The organism is Streptomyces sp. NPDC021562 (assembly GCF_040640875.1).
Lineage (GTDB): Bacteria > Actinomycetota > Actinomycetes > Streptomycetales > Streptomycetaceae > Streptomyces.
In genome coordinates this window covers 1-26,662 of record NZ_JBFACN010000016.1, presented here as the reverse complement: position 1 = coordinate 26,662, position 26,662 = coordinate 1, and the positions used below count along the sequence as shown (strand labels likewise).

Below are 26,662 nucleotides of genomic sequence, written 5' to 3'. Positions count from 1 at the left end.
ACCGTCCATGGGATACGCCACGCTGTGGCTGTGCGCCTTCGGCGTGCTGTTCACCGGCTACCTCGTGCTCGCCGGCATCGACTACGGAGTCGGACTCGTGCTGCCGTACGTGGCGCGCGAGGACGCCGAACGCAGGCTCGCACTCAACGCGCTGGGCCCGTTCTTCCTCAGCAACGAGGTGTGGCTGCTGGTCGCCGTCGGCACGATGATCGGCACGCTGCCGGGTCTGGAGTCCCGCCTGCTGACCGGCGCCTACCCGCTGGCGGTCGTCGCGGTGGTGGGGGTGGTCGTGGTGAACGTCTCCGTGCAGCTGCGCAGCCGGAGCGCCGGGGCGAGGACGCGCGCCTTCTGGGACGCGCTGGTCCTCGGCGGTGCCGCGGCCGCGGCCTTCGGCTGGGGCGCGCTGCTCGCCGCGCTCGCCGGCGGCGTCGACCTGGACGCCGCCGGTTCCGTGACCGGCGTGGCGGGCTCCGTGACACCGCTCTCCCTGCTCGGCGGCGTGACCGCGACGGCGTTGTTCGCCGTGCACGGGGCCGCGTTCCTCACCGCGCGCGCCTACGGCGCGGTGGCGGAGCGGGCGCGGCGCGCGGTGCCGGCCCTGTCCGTCGTGGCCGGCCTGCTGCTGCTCGCCACCCTGGTGACCGGAATGTCCGGCGGCCTTCCCGACGGGGCCTTCCGGCATCCCGTGTTCGCGGTCGTGGCGCTGCTGGGGGTGACGGCCAAGCTGGCGGTGGTGGTGTGGCGCACGCCCCGCTCCGCCTGGCAGGCGTTCGCCGCTTCCGCGACGGCGGTGGCCCTGGCTCCGGTCGCGGTCGTCGCGGGCAAGTACCCGGCACTGATCACCGCGCGGGAGTCCGGTCACCGTGCCCCGGCGGTCGAGGAGCTCGCGGGCTCCAGCACGTCCCTGGCCCTGATCACCTGGACCGCGGGTCCGGTCCTGCTCCTGGTCATCGCCGTGCAGGCCTACGCGTGGTGGATCTTCCGGGGCCGGGTCACCCACCGCTCCCCGGTCTTCTACTGAGCCGAGGCCGCAGCCGTCCCACACCCGGAGGAAACCGGACATGAGCAGCGGAGGAGGCCGCGGCGGCCCGTTCGACGTCCAGCGCGTTCGACGGGTGCCGGTGCTGCGCCGGTTCCTGGTGCTGCGCACCGCGAGCGCCGTGGCCGGTGCCGCGCTCACGGTCGCCCAGGTGCTGGTCGTCGCCCGCGCGGTCACCGGCGGGGCCGTGAGCCGGGCCCTGCTGGTGACCGCGGGGGTGGTCCTGGCCGGCCGCTGCGCGCTCGCCTGGTGGGACCGGTGGTCAGCCGAGACCGCCGCCGCCCGCTGGAAACGGCGGTTGCGGCTCGACGCCGACCGGGCCGTACGCGAGGCGGGCGTGCGCGGCGACACGTCGGCGGGCTCGCTGACCACCCTGCTCACCCAGGGCGTCGACTCGGTCGACGGCTACGTCACCGGTCCGCTCGCGGCGCTGCCGGACGCGGTGGTGAGCCCCCTGGTGATCCTCACCGCGCTCTTCGTCCTCGACTGGCCCTCGGCGCTGGTCGTCCTGGTGACCCTCCCCTTCGTACCGGCGCTGCTCGCGCTCGTCGGCCTGTACACCCAGGCCCGCGCCCGGAACCGGCTGCGGGCCATGCTGCGGCTGGGCAGCCAGTTCACCGAGGCGGTCGCCGGGCTCGTGACGCTCCGCCTGCTCGGCCGGCAGGACCGCACCGCCGTACGGGTGCGCACGGCCGCCGAGGAGCACGGGCGGATCACCATGCGGGTGCTGCGGCTCGCCTTCCTGTCGTCGTTCGTGCTGGAGACCCTCACCTCGCTGTCGGTGGCCCTGATCGCGGTCCCGGTCGGCTTCCGGCTGCTGGACGGCGCCATGAGCCTGGCGTCCGCCCTCGCCGTCCTGCTCCTGACCCCGGAGGCGTACCGGGCGCTGCGCGTCCTCGGCACCCAGTTCCACGCCGCCCAGGACACGCACGCCGTCCTCGACGAGCTCGACCGGCTGACGCGCGGCGCCCCGGCACCCGCGCGGGCACCCGCGCGCACCCGCCCCCGGCTGCCCGCACCCGACCCCGCCGACGGGACGCTCGTCCTGCACGACCTGGCGGTGGGATACGACACCCCCGTGCTCACCGGGGTCCGCATGGAGCTGCCGCCCGGCCGCAGGTACGTCCTGACCGGCCCGAGCGGCGCCGGGAAGAGCACCCTGCTGCGTACCGTGGCGGGAGTGCTGCCGCCGCTCGCCGGGCACGTCCGCTCGGGAGCCGTGGACCTCGGTGACCTCGACCCGGACCGCTGGACGCGGCGGATGGCGATGGTGCCGCAACGCCCGCACCTCTTCCACGGCACGGTCGCCGACAACCTCCGCCTGGCACGGCCCGACGCCACGCGGGACCGCATGTGGCACGCCCTCGAACAGGCCGGAGCCGCGGACTTCGTGCGCCGGCTGCCGGACGGCCTGGACGCGCCGGTGGGGGAGCGTGCCGCCCGGCTGTCCGCGGGGGAGCGGCAGCGGATCGCCCTGGCGCGCGCGCTGCTGCGCGAGCCCTCGCTCCTGCTGCTGGACGAGCCGACCGCCCGCCTGGACGGCGCCTCCGAGGAACGTGTGCTCGGCGCCCTGGGACGGCTGGCGGGTTCCGTCACCCTCCTCGTCGTCACCCACCGGCCCGCGGTGGCCGAGACCGCCGACGCACTGATCGAGGTAGGCGGCGGCCGGGCCGTTCTGACCGGATCCACCTCCCGAACGGCACCCCCATGACCACACCCCACACAACACGCAACGCCCCGGCCACGTCCCCCGAGAACCCCCGCGAGACCGCCGTCGCGGTGGGTGCCGGGTCGGCGGTGTCGGCCGTGCCCGCGGTCGTTTTCGTAGCCGCTGTGTCCCGGAGGGTGGCGTCATGACCGCGGCCCACGGAAGGCGCCCTGCCGCGGCCCGGTCCGAGGAGCCCCGCGAGGCCGCTGCCGCGGTGGGTGACGGGTGGGGTGGGGTGGTCGCGCGGTTGGGGCCGGCGGCCGGGGCCGGGGTCGCCTATGAGGCGTCCGTCGTCGCTCTGACCGCCACGGCCACCTGGCTGCTGTGCCGGGCGGCGGGGCGGCCGCCGCTGGGTGTCCTGGCCGTCGCGGTGGTGCTGGTCCGGGCGCTCGCCATCGGCCGGGGCGCCTTCCGCTACGCGGAACGGCTGGCCGGACACGACGCGGTACTGGCACTCATGGCCCGGCTGCGCGGCCGCTTCTTCGAGCGTCTGGTGCCCCTGGCCCCCGGCAGGCTGCCCGGGTACCGGACGGGCGACCTGCTGGCGCGGCTCGCCTCCGACGTGGACGCGGTGCAGGAACTGCTGCTGCGGGTGGCGCTGCCGGCCGTCGCCGTGCTGGCGGTGGGGACCGCGGGCACGGTGTGGGCGACGGTCCTGCTGCCGGCCGCCGGTCCGGTGCTGGCGGCGGGCCTCGTGCTGGCGGGCCTGGTGCTGCCGGCCGCGGCCGCCCTCGTCATGCACCGCTCCGACGTCGCGCTCGCCGCCGCCCGGGCCGACCTGGCGGCCCGCACGGTGGACCTCGTCGAAGGGCTGGAGGACCTCCTGCTGAACGGCGGCCAGGAGACCGCGCAGCGCTGGGGGCGGGCCGCCGCCGACGCCGTGGAGGCGCTCGAACGCGGCAGGGCCAGGTGGCTGGCGTCCCTGACCGCGGCCGGTCTCCTCGTCCAGCTGACGACCTGTGCGGCGGTCGGCTGGACGGCGTGGCACGGCGGACTGGACCGGGTCATGGCCACCGTGCTGGTCCTCACCAGCCTGACCCTGCTGGAGGAGACGCTGCAGCTGCGCGCGGCCGGGGAACGCCTCGGCACCCTGACCGGCGCGGTGCGCAGGGTGGGCGAGGTGCTGCGGCTGCGGGTGGTCGACGAGCCCGCACAGCCGGTCCCCGCGCCCGCGCCTCCGGTGGCGCTCACGCTGACCGACGTGAGCGTCACCTACCCCGCGGCGGCGGCTCCCGCGCTGTCCGGGGTGACCTTCTCGCTGCCGGCGGGAGCACGCGTGGCGCTGGTCGGTCCCAGCGGATCGGGCAAGAGCACCGTGCTCGCGCTCGCCCTGCGGCTGCTGCGGCCCGACCGGGGCCGGGTCGCCCTCGGCGGGGTGGACATCGGCGAACTCGACGGCGCGGCACTGCGGCCCGGACTCGTGGGCGGCCTGGTCCAGGAGGCGGCCCTGTTCACCGGCTCCGTCCGGGCGAACCTGCTGCTCGCCGACCCGCACGCCACGGACGAGCGGCTGATGCGGGTGCTCGCGCGCGTCGGCGCCGCGCAGTGGGTGCGCCGCCTGCCCGACGGGCTGGACACCTGGATCGGCCGGCGCGGCGACCGGCTGTCGGGAGGCGAGCGCCAGCGTCTGCTGCTGGCGCTCGCGCTCCTGTCGGATCCGGCCGTCCTCGTGCTCGACGAACCGACCGAGTCCCTGGACCGCGCGACCGCGGACGCGGTGCTCGCCGACACGCTGGCGGCGACCGCGGGCGGTGCCGGCCGGACGGTGCTGCTGGTCAGCCATCGCCTGCACGGACTCGAGGAGTTCGACGAGATCATCGTGCTGGAAGGCGGCAGGATCACCCAGCGCGGCCCGCACGCCCGCCTGGTGGCCGAACCGGGCCACTACCGGGAACGGTGGCGTGCCGAGACCATGAAGGGCTTTTGAGCGCTCAGCGCGGCTGGGTAAGCTGAGGCAGGTGGCGCAACGGAGGACGGGGACCTGGTCCCGCATACGCGCCGGGGGGCGGTGGGACTGGTGGGACACGGCGACCGGACCTTGACGATCGACGTCTATCTGGACCAGCTCGACGGCCGGTTGCGCGGACCGCGCGCATGGCGGCGGCGGGTGCTCGACGAGATACGCGACGGCCTGCTCTGCGAGGTCGAGGGCGGCTGCTCCGAGCCGGAGGCCGTCAGCCGCTGGGGCTCGGTCGGTCTGGTGGCGGCCGAGCTCAACGAGTGCGGGCGGATAGCGCGCTGCCGCCGGATGGCCCGGATGGTCCTGCGCGGGGTGCCCTTCCTCGCCGTGGGCTGGTTCCTGGCGGTCGTACTCAGTCCGGACCCCTGGGCCGCGGAACCCGGGTTGATCCGCTGGGTGGCCCCCGCCCTCTTCGCGTCGGTGGCGGCGACCGTGGCGGGTTCGGTCTGGCTGCTGCGCCGGGCGCCGACCGCGCGACGGCCGATGGACGGGGTGGCCGGCGTCGCGACCGGTGTGGTCCTGGCCGTGCTGTGCCTGTGCGTTCTGCTGGTCTACCGGCTCGACGCCTCGCACGGACACATGTATTGGCCCGCGGTCTGCTTTTCCGGAACAATGACCACCGGATTGCTGATCGGTGTTTTCTCCGAGGCGCGCCGACTTATGACGGAGATGCGGACCCCGATCGAAGGCTGACGTCGGCGCATTTCCGGATGACGGCCAGGTTACAAGTGACCGCTCGTCAGAAATGTTTCGGGCGCCGAATCGATAGACGTCTTCGAGGAAAAGCGGAGCCGGTAAACCGCCGGTAACTCAGGCCGGTTCGTCGCCCAGTACGACCGATCGCACGGTCGCGATGATCTCCCGCCAATTGGCCCGCGTCTCGCGCAGGGCCCGCTCGCCCGCCGGTGTGATCTCGTAGACCCGGCGGCGGCGCCCGGCCGAACTGTCCCAGCTGCTGCTGATCAGATCCGCGTTCTCAAGCCGGTGCAAGGCCGGATAGACGGTGCCTGACGGCAGGTTCACCGTGCCGTTGCTGCGTTCGCGCAGTGCGGTGATGATGGCGTACCCGTGCATCGGGGCCCCGTTGAGAACGGCGAGCAGCATGCCGTCCAGGCTGCCCTTCAACTCCTCCGCTCTCATGTGAAGGGATCCTACACGTCGGCAGATGTGCTGTCCATGTCCGAAATGGTGGACCGGACCGCAGGAGGTTAATTCTTCCCCGCCGTTCGGAGGAGGTTTTGGATCCATCGGCGGATAGCGAACGCCAGTTCTTGAAAGTACACTGACGCCTGGAAATGTCGTGATCATTATCACTGCGGGGGTTTCCTTGGAAACAGTGATCTCCATTCCGCTTTTCCAGCTGGTTCCGTTGCTCTTACTGTCCCTGGCACTCGGACTCGTCGCCGGGTGCCTGGCCGACCATCTCCCACGACGCCACCGATTCGTCGTGACGCTCTGGGGCGCCGTATGCACCGCGACCGTGCCGCTGCTCATGCTGCTGCTCGCCGGAGACCGGTCCGCCGGCGCGTACGCCGTCGCCGCCGGCATGGTCTGCCTGCCCGGCACCGTGGGCTTCGTGGCCGTCCTGCGCCGGCGGCCGGGCCGGCCGAACCCGGCCACCCTGCCCGTGCCCGCCCCGGCGCCGGACCGGGCGCACCTCCCCGGCCGCCCGCCCGCCCACGCGGAACTGGCGAGCCGACTGCACGACACCGTGGGGCAGGGCCTGACCGCCATCGCCATGCAGGCCCGCACCGCCCAGGAGGACGACCACCGCCTGCGGGTGATCGGCGAGACCGCCGCCCACACGATGGTGGAGCTGCGCAAGGCCATGGGACAGCTCCGCGGCGAGGACAGGGGACCCGGACCGGCCGACGAGTGCCTCGTCGACGTCGTGAACCGGCTGCGCCGGACCGGCCTGGCCGTCGTGTTCCGCAGCCGCGGCACGGACGAGCACCTGCCGGCGGCCCTGCGGGCCGTCGTCGTGCGGGTCGCCCGTGAGTCGCTGACCAACGCCCTGAAGTACGCCCCGGGTTCGAGCGTCCTGGTGGAGTTCCGCGTCGACTGCTCGGTGCGGCTGCGCGTGTGGTCGTACGGCCGTTCGCAGCTCCCGTTCGGCCGGGACCGTCACGTCGGGGGACCCGGGGCCGACCCGGCGCCGTGGTCCGGGGGGCAGGGCAGCCGCTCCATGCAGCGCCTCGTCGCGGAGCACGGCGGCTGCCTGACGACCGGCGCCGACGAACGCGGCTTCACCGTGCTGGTCCACCTCCCGCTCGCCCACAGCGTCGCCGTCCCCAAGGCACCGGCGCCGACGACAGGCTGACCGTCGTCCGCTCACCGGCCGCCCGTCATCCCATCCCGACCTCATTCCGATCCCACCCCACATGACGGGACTGCAGTCGTGGAACAGATCGATGTACTGATAGTCGATGATCACCCTCTCGTGCGTGACGGCATTCGCATGGCCATATCCGACCAGCCGGACATCAATGTCATCGGTGAGGCGGACAGCGGCCTGCACGCCGTGTACACGGTGCGCAGGACGAAGCCGGACGTGGTGCTGATGGACGTGTCGATGCCGCCCGGCATCAGCGGCATCGAGGCCAGCCGGATGCTGCTGCTCGACCCGGCCGTCGTCGACACCCGGATCGTGATCCTCAGCGTGCACGTGGACGACGACACGCTCTTCGAAGCGCTGCGCTGCGGAGTGAGCGGCTTCCTCCTCAAGGACTCGCCGCCCGAGCGGATCCTCGAGGGCATCCGCACGGTGGCGCGCGGCGGGTCCGTCCTGTCACCCGGGCTCATCGCCACCGTCATAGCCGAGTTCGCCCGCAGGCCGACCGTCACCCGCACCCAGGAGGACGGACTGGACCGCCTCACCTCCCGGGAGTTCGACGTGTTCAAGCTCCTGGTGTGCGGCTATCACAACGAGGAGATCGCCAAGCTCCTCGTGGTCGCCGAGAGCACGGTGAAGTCACACGTCCAGCGGCTCTACGAGAAGTTCGGCGTGCGCGACCGGGTGCAGCTGGTGATCTACGCCTACGAGCACGGCCTGATCAGCCTGGGGCAGTCCGCGTGGCAGAAGCAGCGGTCCGACCGCGGCCTCGACGCCGCCGGGCGGGCCCCCGCCGGCGTACTCCCGCGGGAGTAACCGGTCGTCGCTGCGCCCTCGGGAGTAAGGGCGTTTTACGCCGCCGGCTCGATGCCCCGGCACGGGCAGGACGGGAGTCTGGGTGCCATGGACACGTTGCGAACCGGACCGCGGCTGCGGCTGCGGAAGCCGACCCGGACCGGGCGGCCCGCGCATTCCCGCTCACACATCTGGATCCCCTGGGCCGTGATCGGCCTGTGGGTGGCGCTGGTGGCACTGGCCGTGCCGTTCGCCGGAAAGCTGGGCGGGGCGACCACCGACCAGCAGGTCGACTACCTGCCGGCCGGCGCCCGGTCGACCCAGGTGGCCCGGATCCTGGACGCCATGCCCGGCGGCGGAACCACCGACCTGGTGCTGGTCTACCAGCGGGCCGGCGGCCTGACCGCGGCCGACCGGACGGTGGCCCAGGACCGGGCCGCCGCCCTGGACCGGCAGCTGGACCTCGTCGGCCCGGCGCCCCGGACCATCGTGGGCGAGGACGGCCGCACCCTGATGATCCCGGTGTCGGTCGCCCAGAGCGCCGGCGACGGCAAGACGGTGGTCGCCGACGTCCGCACCCAGGTGGCCCAGGACCGGCACGACGGGCTCACCGTCGAGGTGGGCGGCTCGGGCGCGCTCGCCGCCGACATGGACAGCACCTACGGCTCGATCGACGGCCTGCTGCTCGTCGTCACGGTCGCCGTGGTGGCCGTCCTGCTGATCGCCACCTACCGCAGTCCGCTGCTGTGGCTCCTGCCCCTGGTGTGCACCGGGGTGGCGGCCGTCGCCGCGACGGCCGTGGCCTATCTGCTGACCCGGCTGTCCGGACTGACCGTCAACACGATGAGCAGCGCCGTCATGACCGTGCTGGTCTTCGGCGCGGGAACCGACTACGCCCTGCTGCTCATCGCCCGCTACCGCGAGGAACTGCACACCACCGAGGGCACCTACCAGGCCATGCTGCACGCCCTGCGGCGCACCGGGCCGGCGGTGGCGACCTCGGCGGGAACCGTGGTCGCCGGCCTGACGGTGCTGCTGCTGGCCGACATGAACAGCACCCGCGCCATCGGCCCGACCGGCGCGGTCGGGGTGCTCTGCGCGCTCGCCGCCATGACCACGCTGCTGCCCGCGGTGCTGGTGCTGCTCGGGCGGCGGATGTTCTGGCCGCTGGTCCCGGCCTACGGCGCCCGGCCGGCCGCCCGGCACGGCCTGTACCACCGCATCGGCGCCCTGGTCACCCGGCGACGCGTGGTGACCCTGGTGACCGGACTCGTGGTGCTGGGCGCGCTCGCGCTCGGCACGCTGAACCTCTCCGGCCGGCTGCGGCAGGAGGACGCCTTCACCCAGCGGCCCGAATCGGTGACCGCCATGCAGGAACTGGCGGCCGCGTTCCCCGGCCAGAGCAGCCAGCCGATCACGGTCCTCGCCCACACGCCGGACGCCCGGTCGGTGGCCGCCGAGGCACGGAGCACCCCGGGAGTGGCCGAGGTGACGACCGGCCGCAGCGCGCGCGGCTGGACCGAACTCGGCGTCACCGCGACCGGTCAGCCGGAGAGCCCGGCGGAGACCGCGACCATCGAACGGCTGCGCACCACCCTGGGCGACCGGGCCCTGGTGGGCGGCGAGAGCGCGCAGCGCATCGACACCGACGACACCACCGGACGCGACCAGACCGTGGTGATCCCGCTGGTGCTGGCCGCCGTCTTCCTGCTGCTGGCCCTGCTGCTGCGCAGCCTGGTGGCCCCGCTGGTGCTGCTGGGCGCGGTGGTGGTGGTCTGGGTGGCCGCACTGGGCCTGGGCGGACTGGTCTTCGGACCGCTCTTCGGCTTCGTCGGCAACGACCCCTCCCTGCCGCAGCTCAGCTTCGTCTTCCTCGTCGCGCTCGGCGTCGACTACGGCATCTTCCTGCTGCACCGGATGCGTGAGGAACGCGCGGTGCTGCCGGCCCTCACCGCCACCGGCGGGGTCATCGCCTCGGCGGGCGTGGTGCTGGCCGCCACCTTCAGCGTGCTGACCGTGCTGCCCCTGGTGTCGATGGTGGAACTGGGCTTCGTGATCGCGGTGGGCGTCCTGCTGGACACGTTCCTCGTCCGGTCGTTCCTGGTACCGGCCGCCGCCCTGCTGCTGGGCCGCCGCCTGTGGTGGCCGGGCAGGGAGTCCGCCCCGACCCCGGCGGCGTCGGAGCAGCCCGCGGAGCCGGCCGAACGGGAACATGAGACGAGGCGATGACCGTGGCCTCGGCTTCGGCACCGCTCGGTCGGACGAGGCGGGCGCCGGCGGGCCCCGGGAAAGGAAGGCGTGACGTGATGTCGGCCATCGCGCGCACAGGGCGTCTGCCGTCCCTCACCAGGTCGGAGATCCTGGTCCCGCTCGCGGTACTGGTGGTGCAGTCGGTGCTGGCCGTCGTCCTGGACGAGTCCAGCGGCGCCCGGCCGGACGCCGTCGGCCTCGTGCTCCTGACGGCCGGCGCCGTGCTCCTGGCCGGTCGGCGGCGCGCCCCCATGGCCACGGCGCTGGCGGTCGTCGCCGTGCTGGCCGTCTACCACACGGCCGACTACAACCACCTCGCCGCGGTGCCGGCCAGCCTGGTGGCGCTGTACGCGCTGGCCCTGGCCGGGCCTCAGTGGCGGACGTACACGACCGTCACCGCGGCCATCGGGCTCATGATGGGCATCATGCTGGCGAAGGACGATTCCAACACCGCCTGGGACATCCTGCGCAACGGGGGCTGGATCCTGGCGGTCGTGGTGATCGGGGACGCGGTGCGCATACACCGTCAGTACGTCGCCGCCATCGTCCAGCGGGCGGAGCGCGCCGAGCGGACCCGTGAGGAAGAGGCCGCCCGGCGGGTGGCGGAGGAACGCATGCGCATCGCGCGCGACCTCCACGACCTGCTCGCCCACAGCATCACGCTGATCGGCGTGCAGGCGTCGGTCGCCGCGCACGTGCTGGTCGAGGACCCCGAACTGCTGGACGGAAAGGGCCTGGCGAAGACCTTGCAGACGATCTCCGACACCTGCCGGGAGGCCCGCGCGGAACTGCGCACCACCCTGCGGGTGCTGCGCGGCGACGAGCCGGACGGCGAGCGCGAGCCGGTACCGGGCCTGGACGGACTGCCCGCCCTGGCCCGCGCGGCGGAGGCGGCCGGCGCGCTGGTCGGCCTCGACTACACCACTGCGCCGCAGGTACCGGCGCCCGTCGGGGTGGCCGCGTACCGGATCGTGCAGGAGGCGCTGACCAACGCCGTGCGGCACGCGCCGGGTTGCCGGGTCCGGGTGCGGCTGACCGCCGACGCCCGGCGGCTGCGGGTGACCGTGGAGGACGACGGGCCCCGCCCCGGGCAGGTGCCCGCCGACACCAGCGGCACCGCGGGGTACGGACTGGTGGGCATGCGGGAACGGGCCCGCAGCGTCGCCGGTACCCTGACGGCCGGACCCGGGCCGCACGGACGCGGCTTCGCGGTCGAGGCCGAACTGCCCTTCAACCAGGGTCTGGAGAACGGCGGATGACCGACGACGCGCCGATCCGCGTGCTGCTCGCCGACGACCAGGCCCTGGTGCGCGGCGCTTTCGCGCTGCTCATCGGGTCGGCCCCGGACATGGAGGTGGTCGGCGAGGCCGCCACCGGCCGCGAGGCGTACGAACTGGCGCGCAGCGCACGCGCGGACGTGGTCGTCATGGACATCCGCATGCCCGAGACGGACGGCATCGAGGGGACCCGCCTGATCGCCGCCGACGAGGACATGGCGGGCGTCCGGGTCCTGGTGCTCACCACCTACGACACCGACGAGCACATCATGGCGGCGCTGCGGGCCGGGGCCAGCGGGTTCATGGTCAAGGACACCCTCCCGGCCGACCTGCTGCGGGGCGTGCGCACGGTGGCCGCCGGTGACGCGCTGCTCTCCCCGGGGCCCACCGCCCGCGTCATCGGCCGCATCCTGCGTCTGCCCCAGGCGGCCCCGCCACCGGACGGCCGCCTCGACGCGGAACGCCTCGCCGCCCTGTCCCCCCGTGAGCGCGAGGTCCTCACCCTGGTGGCCCGGGGCCTGAACAACACGGAGATCGCCCAGGCGCTGTACCTGAGTCCGCTCACCGCGAAGACGCACGTCAGCCGCATCATGAGCCGCCTCGGCGCCCGAGACCGGGCCCAACTGGTCATCATCGGCTACGAGACCGGCCTCGTCGTCCCCGGCACCCGGACCTGACCACGGCCGCCACGCCACCCGCCGCGATCCAGCGCGTCATGCCGTCTCGGCGGCGGTGCTGCTCACCCCGGGCGGGGCCGACGTCCTGCGGCGGTGGCCCGTTGGTGCGACCGCCGCGCACCCGGGCCGCGACGAGCCGCGCACACCGCGGACGGGGGACGCGTGACCGTTCCCGCTGCCGGGGCCCGGTGTCCGCCGCGGCCCGGTGCGGGCGGTGGGAGGATGCGGGCAGGGCGAGCGAGGGGCGGGGCACGTGGGGCGGGGCGAGCGGGAGGCGGTCGCGAGGGGGACACGGCTGTACGAGGCGGCCCGGAACGTGGTCGCGGACCACGACGGGGCCGTGGCGGCGGTACGGGCCGCACTGACCCCGATCCACGACGCCGCGGTACGACGGGAACTCGACGCCATCCCGGTCACCCGGCTGCAGGACGTCACCGAAGGGCGGCTGCGGCTGGGCGGCGTGGAGCAGAGCGGCCTGCGCACGGTGGGCGACGTGCTCGACGCGGGCCCCTACCGGCTGCGCCAGATCCCCGGGGTGGGACAGCGCACCGTCGACCAGATGCTCGCCGCGGCCCGCAGGCTCAGCGACGCCGTGCACGAGACCGTGGCCGTCCACCTCGACGTGGACCGGCCGGACCCCGGCACCACCGCGCTCGTCAGGGCTCTGCACGTGCTGGTGGAGGCGGGACCGGAGGCACGGCGCGCCGTCGACCGGGCGGCCGCCCTGGCCGAGCGGCTGTGCCCGCTGCAGGCCGCCGCGGGGCCCGCCGCCGGCCGGTTCCGGATGCTCCTGGCCGGCCGGGAGAAGAAGGCGCGGGCACGGGCGGCGGTGACGGAGCTCCGCTCGCTGCTGGACGAGGCGGAGCGGGCGGAGCTGCCCGGACTGTTCGCCCAGGCCTCGGTCGACCTGCTCCGCGGCCCGTCGTCCGACCTCGCCGCCTGGGCGGACTTCGAACTCCGCTCGGCCGACTACTACGGGCTGCTCGCCGAGATCTCCGGACGGGCCCCCGACACCGCGGCCGCCGAGGGCTTCCTGCCGGACGAGATCGCCGAGCGGGTACGGACCCAGCACCTCGACGACACGCACCGACGGGTCTCCCTGCGCGGCTATCAGGCCTTCGGCGCACGGTTCGCCCTCGCGCAGCGCAAGGTCGTGCTCGGCGACGAGATGGGCCTGGGGAAGACGATCCAGGCGATCGCCGTGCTGGCCCACCTGGCCGCCGAGGGGCAGAGCCACTTCATGGTGGTGTGCCCGGCGAGCGTCCTCGTCAACTGGACCCGGGAGGTCGAGGCCCGCAGCGCCCTGCGTGTCCTGCTGCTGCACGGCCCCGACCGGCACGACGCGTTCGCCGACTGGAAGGGCCGCGGCGGGGTCGCGGTGACCACGTTCGACGCCCTGCGCGGATTTCCCGCACCGGGCGGCGGTGAGGTCGGTCTGTTCGTGGTCGACGAGGCGCACACCGTGAAGAACCCGAAGGCCAAGCGGTCCCAGGCGGTGGCCCGGTGGGCCGAATACTGTGAGCGCGCCCTGTTCATGACCGGAACCCCGATGGAGAACCGGGTCGCGGAGTTCCGCAACCTGGTCGGGATGCTCGACGACGGCATCGCGAAGGCCCTGGCGGACGGGGACGCCCTGGCCGGATCGGTCGCCTTCCGCAAGGCCGTCGCCCCCGTCTACCTGCGGCGCAACCAGCAGGACGTGCTCACCGAACTCCCGAGCCTCCAGCGGACCGACGAGTGGGAGGAGCTGAGCGCCTCGGACGAGGAGGCGTACCGCGAGGCCGTGCGCTCCGGGAACTTCATGGCGATGCGCAGGGCCGGGTACGCGCGCCCGGAGGGGTCGGCCAAGCTGGAGCGGCTCCGGGAGATCGTCGAGGAGGCCGCCGAGAACGGGCAGAAGACCGTGGTCTTCTCCTACTTCAAGGACGTGCTCCAGGTGGTCCGGGACGCACTCGCCGAGGCACCCCCCGACGCACTCGCCGACGGCACCGCGGTCTTCGGTCCCCTCACCGGTGCCGTGCCCGCCGCGCGGCGGCAGCGGACCGTCGACGACTACGCCGCCGCCCCGGGCCCCGCCGTGCTCCTCGCGCAGATCCAGGCGGCCGGCGTCGGCCTCAACCTGCAGGCCGCCTCCGTGGTCGTCATCTGCGAACCCCAGCTCAAGCCCACCGTCGAGCACCAGGCGGTGGCCAGGGCCCACCGCATGGGCCAGGTCAGACCGGTCCGCGTGCACCGGCTGCTCGCCACCGGGGGAGTGGACGAACGCCTGGTGCGGATGCTGGAGCGCAAGACCCGCCTGTTCGACGCCTATGCCCGCCGCAGCGCGGTCGCCGAGGCCACCCCGGACGCGGTCGACGTGTCGGACGCCGACCTGGCCCGCCGGATCGTCGAGGAGGAACAGGCCCGCCTGGGTGTGCCGGCGGCGTGGGCCGCCACGGCCGAGTGAAGCCCGGGGGAGCGGTGGTCCGTGCCGCTACCCCGATCCCCGGAGCTGCAGCTCGGCCCCCACGACCAGTTCGTCCGCCGGCAGGGGAACGCTCCCGGTCAGCAGCCTCGCCGCCTGGTCGACCGCGAGCGCCCCGAGGCCGCGGATGTCCAGGGCCACCGTGGTCAGCGGGGGCTCCACCAGCGCGCCCAGCCGCAGCCCGTCGAAGCCGATCACCGCGAGGTCACCTGGGACCTCACGGCCCATGCGGCGGGCGGCGCGCAACGCCCCGAAGGCGATGATGTCGTTGAAGACGAACACGCCGGTCAGGTCGGGGTGGTCCGCGAGGAGTTCCTGGAGCGCCCGCTCCCCGCCCTCCGCGCTCTGGTCGGCGCGGGCCACCGAACCGGCGTCCAGCCCGCACGCGGCCATCGCGGCGTCGAACCACGCGTGCCGGACGCTCGGTTCGGACCGTTCCATGTGGTCCAGCATGCCGATGCGCCGGTGGCCCGCCCCGGTGAGGTGCCGGATCGCCGCGTGGACGCCCGCCTCCCCGTGGATCCGGATCGAGCTGAACCGCTCGCCGCAGGGCGCGCGGTCGATGAGGACGACGGGCAGCCCCCGGGTCAGCCGGGCGATCTCCTCCTCCGGCAGGCTCAGGTAGCCCACGACCGCGTCCACCTGCGAGGCGATCACCTCCAGCGTGCCCCGCTCCTCCTCGACGCGGTCACCGGTGTCGTACACGACGACGTGCCAGCCGCGGCCCCGGGCCGCCTCCAGCGCGGCGGCGGCGACCTCGGTGAAGAACGGGTTGAGCAGGTCCGGGATCACCAGGCCGACGCTGACCGTGTCCTGCCGCACCAGCCCCCGGGCGAACCTGCTCGGCCGGTACCCCAGCGCGAGGGCCGCGTCGAGGACGCGCTGCTTGGTGGAGACGCCGATCTCGCCCTTGTCGTTGAGCGCCCGTGACACGGTCTGCCGGGACACCCCCGCGGCCTCGGCCACATCGTCGATCGTCACCCTGCGGGGGCCGGTCCCCGACGACGCCATCACTCACCTCCACGAGACTGCCGACACGCCCGCGCCGCGGGAAGCCGCAGGGACGCGTCGCAGGGACACCGAGTATGCCGTGTCCCGGAGCACCCGGTCTTGACACTCCCACGGGCCGGAGCCCACACTCCGAAACGCCTCCCGTTACCGCTCCCGTGAGCGCTCACGGTACCGTCCGCCACCCGCTGAACAGAAGGTTGTGACCCCTTGCGCTCCTCGCTCCCCGCGCACGTGTCGGACCCCGCGCCCGGCCACGGCGACCTGCGTCCGGCCCGCTCCTGGCTGCACTCCGACGCGCCCGCCGTCTCGCTCAACGGCCCCTGGCACTTCCGGCTGTCGCCCACCGCGGCCGTGTCCGAGGACTTCGCGACCGAGGACTTCGACGACCGCGGCTGGGACAGCATCCCGGTGCCCGCCCACTGGGTCCTGGAGGGCGACGGCGCCCACGGCCGCCCGATCTACACGAACGTCCAGTTCCCCTTCCCGATCGACCCGCCGCACGTCCCCGACGAGAACCCCACCGGCGACTACCGCCGGCACGTCGACCTCCCGGAGGACTGGCGGGACGCCGAGCGGGTCCTGCTGCGCTTCGACGGCGTGGAGTCGCTGTTCCGGGTGTGGGTGAACGGCGTCGAGATCGGCGCCGCCAGTGGCAGCCGGCTGGCCCACGAGTTCGACGTGACGTCCGCCGTCCGCCCCGGCGACAACGTCGTCGCCGTCCGCGTGCACCAGTGGTCGGCGGCCAGCTACCTGGAGGACCAGGACCAGTGGTGGCTGCCCGGCATCTTCCGGGACGTCACCCTGCTGGCCCGCCCGGCCGGCGGCATCGAGGACGTCTGGCTGCGGACGGGGTACGACGACGGGCGCGGCCGCGTCGAGGCCGAGATCACCGCCGGCGCGGGCGCGTTCCCGGTCACCCTGCGCATCCGCGAACTGGGCGTCGAGCAGGTCTGGGAGACGGCGGCCGACGTGGCGCCGGTCGAGGTGGCCGCCGTCGAGCCGTGGTCGGCCGAACTGCCCCGCCTGTACGACGCGACCGTCTCCTCGGCCGCCGAGACCGTCACCCTGCGGGTCGGGTTCCGCACCGTCGAGATCCGCGGTGACCGGTTCCTGGTCAACGGCCGCCGGGTGGTCTTCCACGGGATGAACCGGCACGAGACCCACCCCGAGCGCGGCCGGGTCTTCGACGAGGCGCACGCCCGCGCGGACCTGGCCCGGATGAAGCGGTTCAACGTGAACGCCATCCGCACCAGCCACTACCCGCCGCACCCCCGGCTGCTCGACCTCGCCGACGAACTCGGCTTCTGGGTCGTCCTCGAATGCGACCTGGAGACCCACGGCTTCGAGAAGGTCGGCTGGGCCGGCAACCCCACCGACGACCCCGCCTGGCGCGCCGCCTGCCTGGACCGCGTCGAGCGCACCGTGGAACGGGACAAGAACCACCCCTGCGTCGTGCTCTGGTCGCTCGGCAACGAGGCCGGCACCGGCGCCAACCTCGCCGCCATGTCGGCCTGGGTGCACGCCCGCGACCCCGAGCGTCCCGTGCACTACGAGGGCGACTACACCGGCGACTACACCGACGTGTACTCCCGGATGTACTCGACGGTGCCGGAGACCGAGCAGATCGGCACCGACGGCTCCACCGCCCCGCTGCTGGGCTGCACCCCGGCCCAGGGCGCCCGGCAGCGCACCAAGCCCTTCCTGCTCTGCGAGTACGCCCACGCCATGGGCAACGGCCCCGGCGCCCTCGACCAGTACGAGGAACTCGTCCACCGCCACCCGCGGCTGCACGGCGGGTTCGTCTGGGAGTGGCGCGACCACGGCATCTCGGCCACCGCCCCGGACGGGACGCCGTACTTCGCGTACGGCGGGGACTTCGGGGAGGTCGTGCACGACGGCAACTTCGTGATGGACGGCATGGTGCTGAGCGACGACGTGCCGACGCCCGGCCTGTACGAGTACAAGGCCGTCGTGCAGCCGATCCGGTTCGCGTTCGACGGCGGCGAACTCGTCGTCACCAACCTGCGGCACTCGGCCGACACCTCCGACCTGCGCTTCCGCTGGCGCGTCGAGCACGACGGGAACCCCGTGGACGCGGGGGACCTGGAGGTACCGGTGGTCGCGGCGGGCGGATCGGCGCGGGTGGCGCTGCCGCCGGTCGCGGTCGCGGCGGACGCCGAGACCTGGCTGACGGTCGAGGCGGTGCTCGCGGCGGAGACCGCCTGGGCGCCCGAGGGGCACGAGGTCGCCGCCGCCCAACTGGACCGCACGGTACACCGCCCGGTGCCCGCGGTCCGCCCCCGCACCGGCTGGCGGCCGGGGGAGGGGACCCTCGCCCTCGGCATCGCCGAGTTCACCGGCGGCTCCCTCACCCGCCTCGCCGGCCGCCCGGTGACCGGCCCCCGGCTGGAGCTGTTCCGGGCGCCCACCGACAACGACGAGGGCACCGCCGACCGGCTGGAGGGCAGCGACGCGAGCCTGGCCGAGGTGTCCAGCGCCGCACTCTGGCGGCGCGACGGACTCGACCGGCTGACCACCCGCCGCGTCGGCGTGGAACAGGCCACGGACGCGCTGCGCACCCTCGACCGGGTCTCCGCCGCCGACTCCGCGCTCTCGGTCACCGTGGAGACCGTCTGGACGGTCGAGGACGGCGAACTGGAACTGCGCGTGGAGATCGAGCCCTCGCGCGGCTGGGGGACGGTGTGGCCGCGGATCGGGGTGCGCTTCGAACTGCCCGACGGCACGGCACCCGTGGACGGCGCCCGGTGGTTCGGCCTCGGCCCGCTCGAGTCCTACCCCGACAGCATGCGCGCGGCCCGCACCGGTCACTTCACGGCCGGTGTGGCGGACCTCTCGGTCGACTACGCGCGTCCCCAGGAGACCGGCCACCGCTCCGGGCTGCGGCACCTCACACTGACCAGCGGCGACACCGACGTCCTGCGCCTGACGGCCCTGCCCGACCCGCGCGGGCGGCGCCCCGGCTTCACCCTCGCCCGGCACACCCCGCAGCAACTCGACCGCGCCGCCCACCCCTTCGAGCTCCCGGAGTCCGCCACCAGCCACCTGATCATCGACGCGGCCCAGCACGGCCTCGGCTCCCGGGCCTGCGGGCCGGACGTGTGGCCCGAGTTCGCCCTGCGCCCGGAGGCCCGCACCATCAGGCTCCGCATCACCCCGGGAACCTGAGCCTGAGCCTGCGGCGGCCCCGGCGGCTCACCCCGCCGGGGCCGGTTCCGTGATCCAGCCCGCGGCCAGGACCAGCCGGCTCTCGCGGTGTACGGCGAGGAAGCCGAACGGCCGGTCGAAGACGGCTCGGACCACGGTGGACTCGTACCGGTGCTGCGGCGGGCCGCCGCCCGGTGCCGCCAGGACGGCCGTCACCGCGGCGGCCCGGAAGCCCAGCGGGCCGAACTCGGCGAGCGCGGACTGCCCGGCCGCGCCGATGGCGAGCGGCGCCGCGCTGATACCGGGGAAGTGCCCCTCGCGGGCGTCGGCCGCCGTGGACAGCCCGAACAGGCCGTGCAGTTGCAGCAGGTCGTGGTCCGCGCGCACCGTGAACCCGACGGTCGTCACGTCGAGCCGCATCGGGTCCGGGGTGAGGGACGGCTGTCGCTCCACGACCACGCCGGGACCCGCGGGCCCGTAGGGCAGCCGGCCGCCGGTCGTCACCGGCAGGGCCCGTTCCAGGACGCCGATGCCGGCGCCCAGCACCTGCCCGGGCGCCATCCCCTCCGCGCCGAGCAGCAGATGGACGTCGAGGCCGTTGCCGCCGGGCACCCTGACCGTGGTGACCGCCCCGTCCGGGCCCGCGGTCACCCCGATCCGGTCCGGGCGGACGCTGCTGCGGTGCAGACCGGCCAGCGCCCGGCCCTGCCACGGGCCGGAGCCCGGCCGCAGCACGGTCTCCCGGAACGGGTGCCGCCAGTCCGTGCGCAGCGCCAGCGCGGTCGCCAGGACCAGCCGGGCCCCGTCGGCCAACCGGACCGGCATCCGCTCCACCAGACCACCGGTGCGCTCGGCCGCCCACGCGTCCAGCGCCTGCCGGGACGCCGCGGCATCGGGCCCGAGCACCCCGTGCGCGTCGGCGGGCAGCCCCGCCGCCCACTGTTCGCGCAACTGCAGCGCACGGTCGGTCCACAGCCCCAGGGCCGACGCCACGCCGGGCATCGCGTCCAGCCCGGCGAGTAACTCCCGCGCACCGGCCGCCGCCCGGTCGGCCCGCACCCCCACGGCCCGGGTCAGTTCGTCCCGGGCGGGTCCCGTGGCGCCGTCGGCGAGGAAGGCCAGCAGCGGCCAGACCCCGGCGGCCGAGAAGACCGTGCCCTGCCTGGTCCCCCGCGCCCAGCGTGCGGTGAGCGCGTTCACGGCGCTGACGGTGTCGTTCATTCGTCGTCCTCCCAGGGACACTCGGGGAAGGGCAGGGGACCCGTGGGCCGGTCCACCACGAGGACGTGCGGGGACGTCGCCGCGGACGCCGTGCGCACCCTCATTCCGCCCCCGTTCACGGCGCGCCTACGATGCGCGCAGTCGTACGTCAGTTCAGCCGTCCGTTTCCGCGCGGCCGACGCCCCCTCAGGAGCACGGTACCGGTGTCCATACCTCCGCCTCCCGGCCCCCACCAGCGACAAGGGCCGTATCAGCCGCCTCAGTCGGGCCTGCCGCAGTACCCGCAGCACCCGCAGGCGCCGTACGGGCAGCAGCCGCCGTACCCCTCGCCGTACCAGCCCTGGGGCCAGGGCTACGGGCCCCACCCGGTCCAGCCGCCCGTCAACGGTCTCGCCATCGCCTCCCTCGTGCTCGGACTGCTGTGCTGCCTGCCGGGGGTCGGGCTGGTGCTGGGTGCGGTCGCGCTGGTCCAGATCCGCAGGCGGGGGGAGCGCGGCAGGGCGATGGCAGTGACCGGCTCGGTGCTCTCCGGGGTCGGCCTCGCCCTGTTGGTGCTGATGCTGGCCACGGGCGGCGCGGCCGGCTTCTGGGAGGGCTTCAAGGAGGGCGCGCGCGACCGCGCCGGCCTCTCGCTGAGCACGGGCGACTGCTTCGACACCCCGGACCACGCGCTCGACGACGACCTGATCACCGACGTCACCCCGGCCGCCTGCGACGAGGGTCATGACGGCGAGGTCTTCGCCACCTACCGCCTCAAGGGCAGCGCCTACCCGGGCGACGACGCGATCGGAGACTCCGCCGACGACCGCTGCTACGGCCTGGAGGACACCTACGTCCTGGACGTCTGGGCGGTCCCCGACGACGTCGCCGTCTACTACTTCACGCCCAGCGAGGACAGTTGGGCCGCCGGGGACCGGGACGTGGTCTGCGTCTTCGGCAGTTCCACCAGCGGCGGCCGGCTCACCGAGTCCTACCGCCAGGGCCCCGACGCCTACTCGGCCGACCAACTCGCCTACCTCAGGGCCGCGCACGTCCTGAACACCGCCCTGGACACCGCCCCCGACTCCGCGTACGTCGAGGACGACCTGTCCGGGAACAAGGCGTGGGCGGGGCGCATGGCCGCGGCGCTGGGCAAGCAGACGGCGATGCTCCGCGGGCACCGGTGGGGCGCCGCGACGAAACAGCCGGTCCTGGCCCTCGCCGCCGACCTCGACAGGGCCCGCGCCGAGTGGGCGCAGGCCGCGCGGGCGCCGGACGTCGACACCTTCTTCACGCACTATGACAAGGGGTACAAACTGATCGACCCGCACCGCACGGTGACCGTACGCGATGCTCTGGGGCTCACCACCGTCCCGCCCGCGTACGAGGACGGCAGCGGCGGCGCGGACGGCGGCGCGGGGAACGGAGGGGGCGGCTCCGGCGTCGAGGTGTGAGCGGCGTCAGAACGGGGAGAAAATGCCTGCGCAAGGCCTCCCGCAACCCTTTGTCATCACATCGAGTGATTCTCTGGCCTTTGCTTGCACCGCTCGACCCACGGTTGCCACGCTGTTGCTGTCTGTACAACCTGATGGGAGCGGCCAGTGACTTTCGGTGAGCAGCCGGCGTATCTGCGTGTCGCGGGTGATCTCCGCAAGAAGATCGTCGACGGTTCGCTGCCCCCTCATACGCGGCTCCCCTCCCAGGCGCGCATCCGCGAGGAGTACGGCGTCTCGGACACCGTCGCCCTGGAGGCCCGCAAGGTGCTGATGGCCGAGGGCCTGGTCGAGGGCCGATCCGGCTCCGGGACCTATGTGCGCGAGCGGCCCGTGCCCCGGCGGGTGGTCCGCTCCGGGTACCGGCCGGCGGGCGGCGCCACCCCGTTCCGGCAGGAGCAGGCCGATGCGACGGCGCGCGGCACCTGGGAGTCCCGCAGTGAGCAGGCCGCGGCGGGCAGCGCCATCGCCGACCGGCTCGGCATCCAGGTCGGCGACCGGGTGATGCGCACCCGCTATCTGTTCCGGGACGCGGGCGAGCCGATGATGCTCTCCACCTCCTGGGAACCCCTGGCCGTCACCGGCCGTACCCCCGTGATGCTGCCCGAGGAGGGCCCGCTCGGCGGGATGGGCGTGGTCGAGCGGATGCGCGCCATCGACGTCATCGTGGACAACGTCACCGAGGAGGTCGGCGCCCGTCCCGGCCTCGCCGAGGAACTGCTCGCGCTCGGCGGGGTCCCCGGCCATGTGGTCCTCGTGATCCAGCGGACGTACTTCGCCTCCGGCCGCCCGGTGGAGACCGCGGACGTCGTCGTCCCGGCGGACCGCTACCGCGCCTCCTATCACCTGCCGGTGAGATAGCGCGCCTACCACCCCTCGGTGAAGTAGCGCACACCCCTGCGGTGTTGCACGCCTGCCCGGGGCGGGCCCCCTTCCCTGGCCCGCCGCCGGAATCCGGCCGTTTTCCCAGGTGATCGCGGCTGTCCCCGGCATGCCCGCGACCCGAAGGGGCAGGCACCCGAACGGCGCATTCGTCATCGTGCGCCCCCGCCGTTCTGGCTGGTTGCGTACCTCTTTGTGAAAAGGCGTATTCGCTGCGTAAAGGTTAGGCGTACGCTCGGGCATATGCGGAGTGCGGTTTCCTTAGCGGGGCGGGGACGGGCGGGAGCCGGGAGACACGGAGGGGTGCGATGACGGAAGGCACGGTCTCTCTCCCCTGGCTCGTCATACGGCAGGACGACAACGGCAATCGCTACCGCGTCGGCCGGTACGCGACCCGGGCCGAGGCGCAGAAGATCGCCGACAGTCTCGACGACCGCGGACACAAACAGCTCTACTGGGTCGAACGCGTCGGCCACGGCCACGGCAACGGGGACGGCGGCATCCGCAACTGAGCCTCCCGTAGGCTCCGGGCCATGAGCGAACGGATCGTGGTGGTCGGAGCCGCCCTGCTCGACGCCGGCCGCCTGCTCGCGGCCCGCCGCAGCGCACCCCCGGAACTGGCCGGCCGCTGGGAACTGCCCGGCGGCAAGGTGGAGCCCGGCGAGACCCCCGAGCACGCGCTGGCGCGCGAACTGAGCGAGGAGTTGGGTGTGCAGGCCGAGGCCGTGGCCCGCGTGCCGGGGCAGTGGCCCCTGCGGGACCCGTACGTCCTCCACGTCTGGACGGCCCGCCTCCGCCCCGACTCACCCGCCCCCGAGCCCCTCCAGGACCACGACGAACTGCGCTGGCTGACACCGGAGCAGATCTGGTCGGTGCACTGGCTGGACCAGGACGTACCGGCGGTACGCGAGGTGATCGCCCTACAGGCCCGTGCCCGGTAGGACCGGCAGCCTCCTCTTACCTCGTTCGCACCACAGGGCCCCCCTCTGCGCGGTAATCCCTCAGTGATACCGGGTATGTGCCCCTTAACCCCATGAAACCGGGCATGGGTGGGCACGCTGCACGGGAAGTGATCGGTGTGATCGACACCGAAGGTGACACCGTCGAGTGGACCTTCCCCGCGGAGCCGGGCGCCGTGCGTACCGCCCGCACCGCGGTCCGGGACCAACTGCGGGGCTGGCGTCTCGACCCCCTGGCCGACATCACGGCCCTCCTCGTCAGCGAGCTGGTCACCAACGCGATGCGGCACGCCACCGGCCCCATCGGCGTCCGTCTCGTACGCCCCGCCGACCTGACGGGCACCCTGCGCGTCGAGGTCTCCGACCCGCTCCCCGACCCCCCGCGCGAGCGCGCCGCCAGCCCCGACGACGAGGGCGGCCGCGGCCTCCAACTGGTCGCCGGCTCCTCGCGGAGCTGGGGCACCCGCCCCGGCGTCAACGGCAAGACGGTCTGGTTCGAGCTGGCCGTACCCGGCTGAACCGGGTGAACGGGATGTACACCCGGCGCTGTGCCGTCCACTCGCGGGAGTGGCCCCGAAACGGGTCCCGAACAGGGTGGTTCGAGGACGTGTTCCCTGGTTAGAAGACTGGAAGTGTTCTCACGGACCGGTCCGGAAATCGCCTGGACCGTGCTGTGATCGTGAACACCGTGTCAGGCGGCGCCGTAGTGCTGGATACTGCGGGCAGCCGCATCCGGTGACCGGTGCCGGGCGCGGTGAGCTGGAGGGGACGGTTCGCGTGAGCGAGATACCAGCTGAGGCCACGGAGTCCGAGGATCCGTCGGACGGCGGGCAGGCGGGGACCGCGGCAGAGGCCGCGGCCCCTGGCGACGCCATGTGGCAGAGCAGCCCACCCGGCTCGATCTACGACTACATCAAGGTCGCCTCGTTCTCCATCGGCGCCGGCGGCCTGGTCGACCAGTGGAGCCTGCGCGCCGAGCAGATCTTCGGCATCCCCGCCGAACGCGCCGTCGGCATGGACCCCATCGAGGCGTTCATCGACCCCGACCTGCGCGAGCGCGGCCAGCGGAAGATGGCCGAGATCCTCGACGGGCGGGAGTGGACGGGAGTGGTCCCGTTCCGGATGCCCGACGGCCCGGACGGCGCGCGCGGCGAGGAGGGCCTCGCCGAGGTCTACGTCATGCCCACCCGCACCGCCGAGGGCGAGAACGCGGCCGTGTGCATCGTCGTCGACGTCCGCACCCTACGCAGCATCGAGACCGACCTGGCCGCCTCGCAGGCGATATTCGGTCAATCTCCTTTCGGTTTCCTGCTGATCGACCCCGACCTCCGGATCCGCCGCGCCAACCTGCGGTTCTCCTCCATCTTCGGCGGCACCCCCGACGACCACCGGGGCAAGGGCGTCCACGACTACCTGCCCCGTGCGGAGGCGGAGCGGGTCGCGGCCACCCTGCGCCGGGTCCTGGAGACCGGCAACTCCATCACGGACATGCACGTCACCGGCTTCGTGCCGGGTTCCGAGGAGCGCCGGCACTGGTCCGTCAACCTCTACCGGGTGCACAGCGGCACCGGCCGCCCCATCGGCGTCGCCTGGCTGGGCCTGGACATCACCGCCCGCCGCGCCGCGGCCCGCGAGGCCGCCGCCGCCCGGCGCAACCTCGCCCTCCTCAACGAGGCCGGTGCCCGCATCGGCAACTCGCTCGACCTGGAGACCACCGCCCGCGAACTCCTCGACGTGGTGGTGCCCGGCTTCTGCGACCTCGCCACCGTCGACCTCTACCAGGGGCTGCTGGCCGGTGACGAGACCCCGCCGGGACTGGCCGACGGCAGCGCGGAGTTGCGCCGGGTCGCCTTCGCCAGCGCGGTCTCCGACGAGCCCTTCGTGGGCGGCGGCGCCCCGGTCGCGGTCGGCGCGGTCCACCACTACCCGTTCAACTCGCCCTGCGCGGACGCCCTGCGCACCGCACGTCCGCAGTACGTGCCCGCCGCGGACGGCGGCCTGGTGCAGTCCACGCTCGCCGTCCCGATGGTCGCCCACGACACGGTCGTCGGCCTCGTCCAGTTCGCCCGCACCAAGGGCAGCGAACCGTTCGGGGACCGCGACCGGGACCTGGCGGTCGAACTGGCCGCCCGCGCCGCCGTCTGCATCGACAACGCCCGCCTCTACCGCCGTGAGCACGAACGCGCGCTGATACTGCAGCGGTCCCTGCTGCCGCCCGGCGACCCCGAGGCCTCGGGGCTCGACATCGCCTGCCGCTACCTGCCCGGCAACGCGGCGACCGAGGTCGGCGGCGACTGGTTCGACGTCATAGAACTCCCCGGCCACCGCACGGCGCTGGTGGTGGGCGACGTGATGGGGCGCGGGCTGCGCGCGGCGGTCGCGATGGGCGAACTGCGCACGGCCGTACGCACGCTGGCCCTCCTCGACCTCGAACCGGCGGAGGTGCTGTCCGCGCTCGACGAGATCGCCCGCGGGCTCGGCACCCCGGGCGGCATCCAGCAGGCCACCCGCACGGCCCGCCAGCCCCGCGACGCCGACCTGTCCGAGGTCTACCTCGCGACCTGCGTGTACGCGGTCTACGACTCCGTCACCCGGCGCTGTACGTTCGCCAACGCCGGCCACCTGCCGCCCGTGCTGGTCGAACCCGGCGAGACGGCCCTGATGCTCGACGTCCCGCCCGGCATGCCGCTCGGTGTCGGCGGCGAGCCCTTCGAGGAGGTCGAGGTGGACCTCCCCGAGGGTTCCCTCCTCGCGCTCTACACCGACGGCCTCGTCGAATCCCGCGACCATCCCCTGGACGAGGGGCTCCAGGCGTTCGTCGGCGCCCTCACCGACCCTTCGCGGCCCCTGGAGGACGTCTGCGACCACGTCCTCAACACCCTTGACACGCACCACGGCGAGGACGACATCGCCCTGCTGATGGCACGTGTCCAGGGGCTGCCCGCCGAGCAGGTCGGCGACTGGACGCTGCCGCGCGAGCCGCGCAGTGTGGGACGCGCCCGGGAGTACGCGCGCGGCCAGCTGCTCAGCTGGGACCTCGAAGCGCTGGTCGACACGACGGAGCTGCTGGTCAGCGAGCTGGTCACCAACGCCCTGCGGTACGGCGAGGGCGAGATACGGCTGCGTCTCCTGCTCGACCGCACCCTGGTGTGCGAGGTCTGGGACTCCGGGCTGGTCCAGCCGAGGCGCCGCAGGGCGCGGGACACCGACGAGGGCGGCCGCGGGCTGCAACTGGTCGGCCTGCTCAGCGCGGCGTGGGGTTCACGCCGGACGCCGCGGGGCAAGACGGTGTGGTTCGAGCTGCCGCTGCCGGACGGCGAAACGGGCCTGACCGACCCGGCGGAGGCGCTGCTCAGCCTGTTCTGAGGAACGGCGGATTCGGCCGGTTCGTTCGGCGCGGCGCCGCGGTGGCCGTTCGCGCAGTTCCCCGCGCCCCTTCAGGGGCGCGGG

General features: G+C 73.9%; 20 protein-coding genes. 17 read left to right on the top strand and 3 right to left on the bottom strand.

Features of this window, described 5'->3' with window-relative positions:
* Window positions 1-7 precede the first annotated feature (7 nt).
* The 4 genes from AB0G52_RS24660 (at window position 8) to AB0G52_RS24645 (ending at window position 5,400) form a co-directional block, all read left to right on the top strand.
* Window positions 8-1,021 (top strand): cytochrome d ubiquinol oxidase subunit II, encoded by a 1,014-nt coding sequence (locus tag AB0G52_RS24660; protein ID WP_132888643.1) that lies wholly within the window; start codon window positions 8-10, stop codon window positions 1,019-1,021.
* 40 nt (window positions 1,022-1,061) lie between these two features.
* On the top strand, window positions 1,062-2,750 hold the full coding sequence (cydD, locus tag AB0G52_RS24655) for a thiol reductant ABC exporter subunit CydD (protein WP_132888644.1): 1,689 nt from the start codon (window positions 1,062-1,064) through the stop codon (window positions 2,748-2,750).
* A gap of 142 nt (window positions 2,751-2,892) precedes the next feature.
* Window positions 2,893-4,674: a thiol reductant ABC exporter subunit CydC gene (gene cydC / locus AB0G52_RS24650; protein WP_132888645.1), complete on the top strand. Its 1,782-nt coding sequence runs from the start codon at window positions 2,893-2,895 to the stop codon at window positions 4,672-4,674.
* A 90-nt stretch (window positions 4,675-4,764) separates the two neighbouring features.
* A complete protein-coding gene (locus tag AB0G52_RS24645) occupies window positions 4,765-5,400 on the top strand; it encodes a hypothetical protein (RefSeq protein ID WP_165939345.1) in 636 nt (211 codons plus the stop codon).
* A 117-nt stretch (window positions 5,401-5,517) separates the two neighbouring features.
* On the opposite strand, the gene AB0G52_RS24640 is transcribed toward AB0G52_RS24645, so the two are convergent.
* The gene (locus tag AB0G52_RS24640; protein WP_132888647.1) at window positions 5,518-5,847 is read right to left on the bottom strand and encodes a helix-turn-helix transcriptional regulator; all 330 of its coding nucleotides are present in this window, start codon (window positions 5,845-5,847) and stop codon (window positions 5,518-5,520) included.
* A gap of 307 nt (window positions 5,848-6,154) precedes the next feature.
* Between AB0G52_RS24640 and AB0G52_RS24635 the strand changes: the two genes are divergently transcribed.
* The 6 genes from AB0G52_RS24635 (at window position 6,155) to AB0G52_RS24610 (ending at window position 14,484) form a co-directional block, all read left to right on the top strand.
* Window positions 6,155-7,027: a histidine kinase gene (locus AB0G52_RS24635; RefSeq protein ID WP_132888648.1), complete on the top strand. Its 873-nt coding sequence runs from the start codon at window positions 6,155-6,157 to the stop codon at window positions 7,025-7,027.
* Between the two features lie 78 nt (window positions 7,028-7,105).
* Window positions 7,106-7,855, top strand: coding sequence for a response regulator transcription factor (locus tag AB0G52_RS24630; protein ID WP_132888649.1), 750 nt, complete (start codon window positions 7,106-7,108; stop codon window positions 7,853-7,855).
* Between the two features lie 87 nt (window positions 7,856-7,942).
* The gene (locus AB0G52_RS24625; RefSeq protein WP_132888650.1) at window positions 7,943-10,063 is read left to right on the top strand and encodes an MMPL family transporter; all 2,121 of its coding nucleotides are present in this window, start codon (window positions 7,943-7,945) and stop codon (window positions 10,061-10,063) included.
* A gap of 77 nt (window positions 10,064-10,140) precedes the next feature.
* Entirely contained in the window at window positions 10,141-11,343 is a 1,203-nt protein-coding gene (locus AB0G52_RS24620) for a histidine kinase (RefSeq protein WP_132888651.1), read from the top strand.
* Complete coding sequence (locus AB0G52_RS24615) at window positions 11,340-12,038, top strand: response regulator transcription factor (protein WP_132888652.1); 699 nt, start codon at window positions 11,340-11,342, stop codon at window positions 12,036-12,038. The genes AB0G52_RS24620 and AB0G52_RS24615 overlap by 4 nt, the downstream gene beginning before the upstream one ends.
* A 253-nt stretch (window positions 12,039-12,291) precedes the next feature.
* Window positions 12,292-14,484: a DEAD/DEAH box helicase gene (locus tag AB0G52_RS24610; protein ID WP_361338672.1), complete on the top strand. Its 2,193-nt coding sequence runs from the start codon at window positions 12,292-12,294 to the stop codon at window positions 14,482-14,484.
* A 27-nt stretch (window positions 14,485-14,511) separates the two neighbouring features.
* Here AB0G52_RS24610 and AB0G52_RS24605 read toward each other — a convergent pair whose 3' ends face one another.
* Window positions 14,512-15,513: a LacI family DNA-binding transcriptional regulator gene (locus tag AB0G52_RS24605; protein ID WP_361338669.1), complete on the bottom strand. Its 1,002-nt coding sequence runs from the start codon at window positions 15,511-15,513 to the stop codon at window positions 14,512-14,514.
* A gap of 207 nt (window positions 15,514-15,720) precedes the next feature.
* Here AB0G52_RS24605 and AB0G52_RS24600 point away from each other — a divergent pair, with 207 nt between their 5' ends.
* A complete protein-coding gene (locus AB0G52_RS24600) occupies window positions 15,721-18,699 on the top strand; it encodes a glycoside hydrolase family 2 TIM barrel-domain containing protein (RefSeq protein WP_361338666.1) in 2,979 nt (992 codons plus the stop codon).
* Between the two features lie 27 nt (window positions 18,700-18,726).
* Here the strand turns inward: AB0G52_RS24600 and AB0G52_RS24595 are convergent, their stop codons facing one another.
* Window positions 18,727-19,899, bottom strand: coding sequence for a serpin family protein (locus AB0G52_RS24595; protein WP_361338663.1), 1,173 nt, complete (start codon window positions 19,897-19,899; stop codon window positions 18,727-18,729).
* A 203-nt stretch (window positions 19,900-20,102) separates the two neighbouring features.
* Here AB0G52_RS24595 and AB0G52_RS24590 point away from each other — a divergent pair, with 203 nt between their 5' ends.
* From AB0G52_RS24590 to AB0G52_RS24565, 6 genes are all read left to right on the top strand, one after another.
* Complete coding sequence (locus tag AB0G52_RS24590) at window positions 20,103-21,332, top strand: DUF4190 domain-containing protein (RefSeq protein WP_361338660.1); 1,230 nt, start codon at window positions 20,103-20,105, stop codon at window positions 21,330-21,332.
* A 147-nt stretch (window positions 21,333-21,479) separates the two neighbouring features.
* Entirely contained in the window at window positions 21,480-22,232 is a 753-nt protein-coding gene (locus tag AB0G52_RS24585) for a GntR family transcriptional regulator (protein ID WP_132888657.1), read from the top strand.
* Between the two features lie 329 nt (window positions 22,233-22,561).
* On the top strand, window positions 22,562-22,765 hold the full coding sequence (locus AB0G52_RS24580) for an SPOR domain-containing protein (RefSeq protein WP_361338657.1): 204 nt from the start codon (window positions 22,562-22,564) through the stop codon (window positions 22,763-22,765).
* A gap of 21 nt (window positions 22,766-22,786) precedes the next feature.
* Window positions 22,787-23,194 (top strand): (deoxy)nucleoside triphosphate pyrophosphohydrolase, encoded by a 408-nt coding sequence (locus AB0G52_RS24575; RefSeq protein WP_132888659.1) that lies wholly within the window; start codon window positions 22,787-22,789, stop codon window positions 23,192-23,194.
* Between the two features lie 92 nt (window positions 23,195-23,286).
* On the top strand, window positions 23,287-23,730 hold the full coding sequence (locus tag AB0G52_RS24570; protein WP_207921704.1) for an ATP-binding protein: 444 nt from the start codon (window positions 23,287-23,289) through the stop codon (window positions 23,728-23,730).
* A 259-nt stretch (window positions 23,731-23,989) separates the two neighbouring features.
* On the top strand, window positions 23,990-26,578 hold the full coding sequence (locus tag AB0G52_RS24565) for a SpoIIE family protein phosphatase (protein ID WP_132888661.1): 2,589 nt from the start codon (window positions 23,990-23,992) through the stop codon (window positions 26,576-26,578).
* Window positions 26,579-26,662 lie beyond the last annotated feature (84 nt).